This window comes from Streptomyces coacervatus, from assembly GCF_029223485.1.
GTDB classification, from domain to species: domain Bacteria; phylum Actinomycetota; class Actinomycetes; order Streptomycetales; family Streptomycetaceae; genus Streptomyces; species Streptomyces coacervatus.
Genome location: NZ_JARHTP010000055.1, coordinates 1 through 2,509 on the forward strand (window position 1 = coordinate 1; position 2,509 = coordinate 2,509).

The 2,509-nt window shown below is 38.1% G+C and carries 4 protein-coding genes; all 4 read left to right on the plus strand.

The window, feature by feature from the left end:
- Positions 1-181: AIR carboxylase family protein (locus P2Q00_RS50510; RefSeq protein ID WP_439145911.1), on the plus strand; the 181-nt coding region annotated here is incomplete at its 5' end.
- Complete coding sequence (locus P2Q00_RS50515; protein WP_005893984.1) at positions 168-854, plus strand: AAA family ATPase; 687 nt, start codon at positions 168-170, stop codon at positions 852-854. The genes P2Q00_RS50510 and P2Q00_RS50515, both read left to right, overlap by 14 nt.
- A complete protein-coding gene (locus P2Q00_RS50520) occupies positions 851-1,741 on the plus strand; it encodes an HNH endonuclease signature motif containing protein (protein WP_000735931.1) in 891 nt (296 codons plus the stop codon). Before P2Q00_RS50515 ends, P2Q00_RS50520 begins: the two co-directional genes overlap by 4 nt.
- A 590-nt stretch (positions 1,742-2,331) precedes the next feature.
- A partial coding sequence (locus P2Q00_RS51290) for an Ea47 family protein (RefSeq protein WP_500692243.1) occupies positions 2,332-2,509 on the plus strand: 178 nt, incomplete at its 3' end.

The following is a 2,509-nucleotide window of genomic DNA, read 5'->3' on the forward strand; positions in this document are numbered from 1 at the left end:
ATATGCTATTTCCGCAAGCAAGCGTGGAATTAAAACAATTATCGCTGGAGCTGGTGGGGCTGCTCACTTGCCAGGTATGGTGGCTGCAATGACACCACTTCCTGTCATCGGTGTGCCCGTAAAAGGTTCTTGTCTAGCTCGAATTCATTTCAGCATTTATTGGTTGTATGAGAGTAGATAGAAAAAGACAACTCTGGCTTGAAGCTATCAAAAAACTAAGTAGTGATGAAAACTTTTCAAATATGGAACTCATCAGCCTCATTTCTAAATATGAAGAGTTAAGACGTAATGAACCACAGATTCAAGTGGACGATGATAAATTCACTAAATTGTTTTATGACAATATCCAGAAATATCTGCTTCGAATGAGCTCTGGACATGCAATTGTTTTATTTACTATCACAAGATTAGTAGATGTCGTTGGCGAAAAGTCATTAGTTTTATTCGATGAACCAGAGGTTCATCTGCATCCACCTTTGCTCTCTGCTTTTTTACGAACATTAAGCGACTTACTCGATGCACGCAATGGTGTAGCAATAATTGCAACTCATTCCCCAGTAGTACTGCAAGAGGTTCCAAAATCCTGCATGTGGAAAGTCCTACGGTCAAGAGAAGCAATAAATATTATCCGTCCGGATATTGAGACATTCGGTGAGAACTTAGGTGTTTTAACTCGTGAGGTGTTTTTACTTGAAGTGACAAATTCTGGATACCACCACTTATTATCGCAGTCCGTTGATTCAGAGCTTTCTTATGAAACCATTCTAAAAAATTATAATGGTCAGATAGGATTAGAAGGTCGAACCGTTTTAAAAGCGATGATAATGAACAGAGATGAAGGTAAAGTACAATGAAAAAACTACCTCTTCCAGCGAGAACTTATAGCGAAATGCTTAATAAATGCTCGGAAGGTATGATGCAGATAAATGTTAGAAATAATTTCATTACTCACTTCCCCACTTTTTTGCAGAAAGAACAACAATATAGAATATTAAGCTCGACAGGTCAGTTATTTACCTACGACAGGACACACCCTCTTGAGCCTACAACCTTAGTAGTTGGTAACCTGACAAAGGTTAAATTAGAAAAGCTTTATGAAAATAATCTCCGAGATAAAAACAAACCCGCTAGAACATATTACGATGACATGCTTGTTTCATCAGGTGAAAAATGTCCATTTTGTGGTGATATAGGACAGACAAAAAATATAGATCATTTTCTTCCTATTGCACATTATCCTGAATTTTCGGTGATGCCTATTAATTTAGTTCCATCGTGCCGCGACTGCAATATGGGAGAGAAAGGTCAAGTTTTCGCAGTAGATGAGGTACACCAAGCGATTCATCCCTATATCGACAAGGACATTTTTTTTCGTGAGCAATGGGTATATGCAAATTTCGTTTCCGGAACTCCGGGTGCTATCAGTTTTTATGTTGAATGCCCGGCGAACTGGAGGCAGGAAGACAAACACAGAGCTCTTCATCATTTCAAGCTATTAAATATTGCTAACAGGTATCGTTTGGAGGCAGGGAAGCACTTGAGTGAAGTGATTACTCAAAGAAACTCTTTCGTAAAAGTTATAAGGAAATATAGTTCAACCGCAACGTTTCAGCAGCTACAGTCAGAATTTATTGAAGCAAATCTGAAACCTATTATAGATTTGAATGACTTCCCCAATTATTGGAAAAGAGTTATGTATCAGTGCCTAGCAAACTCGGAAGATTTTTTCAGAGGGATCTAGAATATGATGAAAGATAGAAAATTACGACGCTTATCGGAAGTGAACGAATACTTTTTATATGAGGAGGGCTGTTTTTACAAAATCCGGTAGTAACTTGCTAACCAATTCCTAGGCAGGTCATTGGCAACAGTGGCATGCACCGAGAAGGACGTTTGTAATGTCCGCTCCGGCACATAGCAGTCCTAGGGACAGTGGCGTACAGTCATAGATGGTCGGTGGGAGGTGGTACAAATTCTCTCATGCAAAAAATATGTAAAATCGGTAGCAACTGGAAATCATTCAACACCCGCACTATCGGAAGTTCACCAGCCAGCCGCAGCACGTTCCTGCATACGACGTGTCTGCGGCTCTACCATATCTCCTATGAGCAACGTGTTAGCAGAGCCAAGCCACAACTCTAATTTTAATACATAATGAATGATAATAATAATATTAAAAATTTCCTGTGTAACTAATTTACTATATGGTTTCTGATAAGAATCATTGCAAAGATCAAACAACTTGTATTACATTGACAGTTAAGCAGTTAATTTTATCACCTCTAAAATATATCAGCATCTAGCATGCAACCTATCAAAATGGAGAGTTTTATGACTAAAAAACCATGGGAAAGAAGACTTAAAGATTTATCGCACTTGCTCAAATGCTGCATTGATACATATTTTGACCCTGAATTATTTCGCTTGAATTTGAATCAATTCCTCCAAACCGCAAGAACAGTAACATTTATTATTCAAAAAAACAAAAACCAGATAATAGGATATGAAA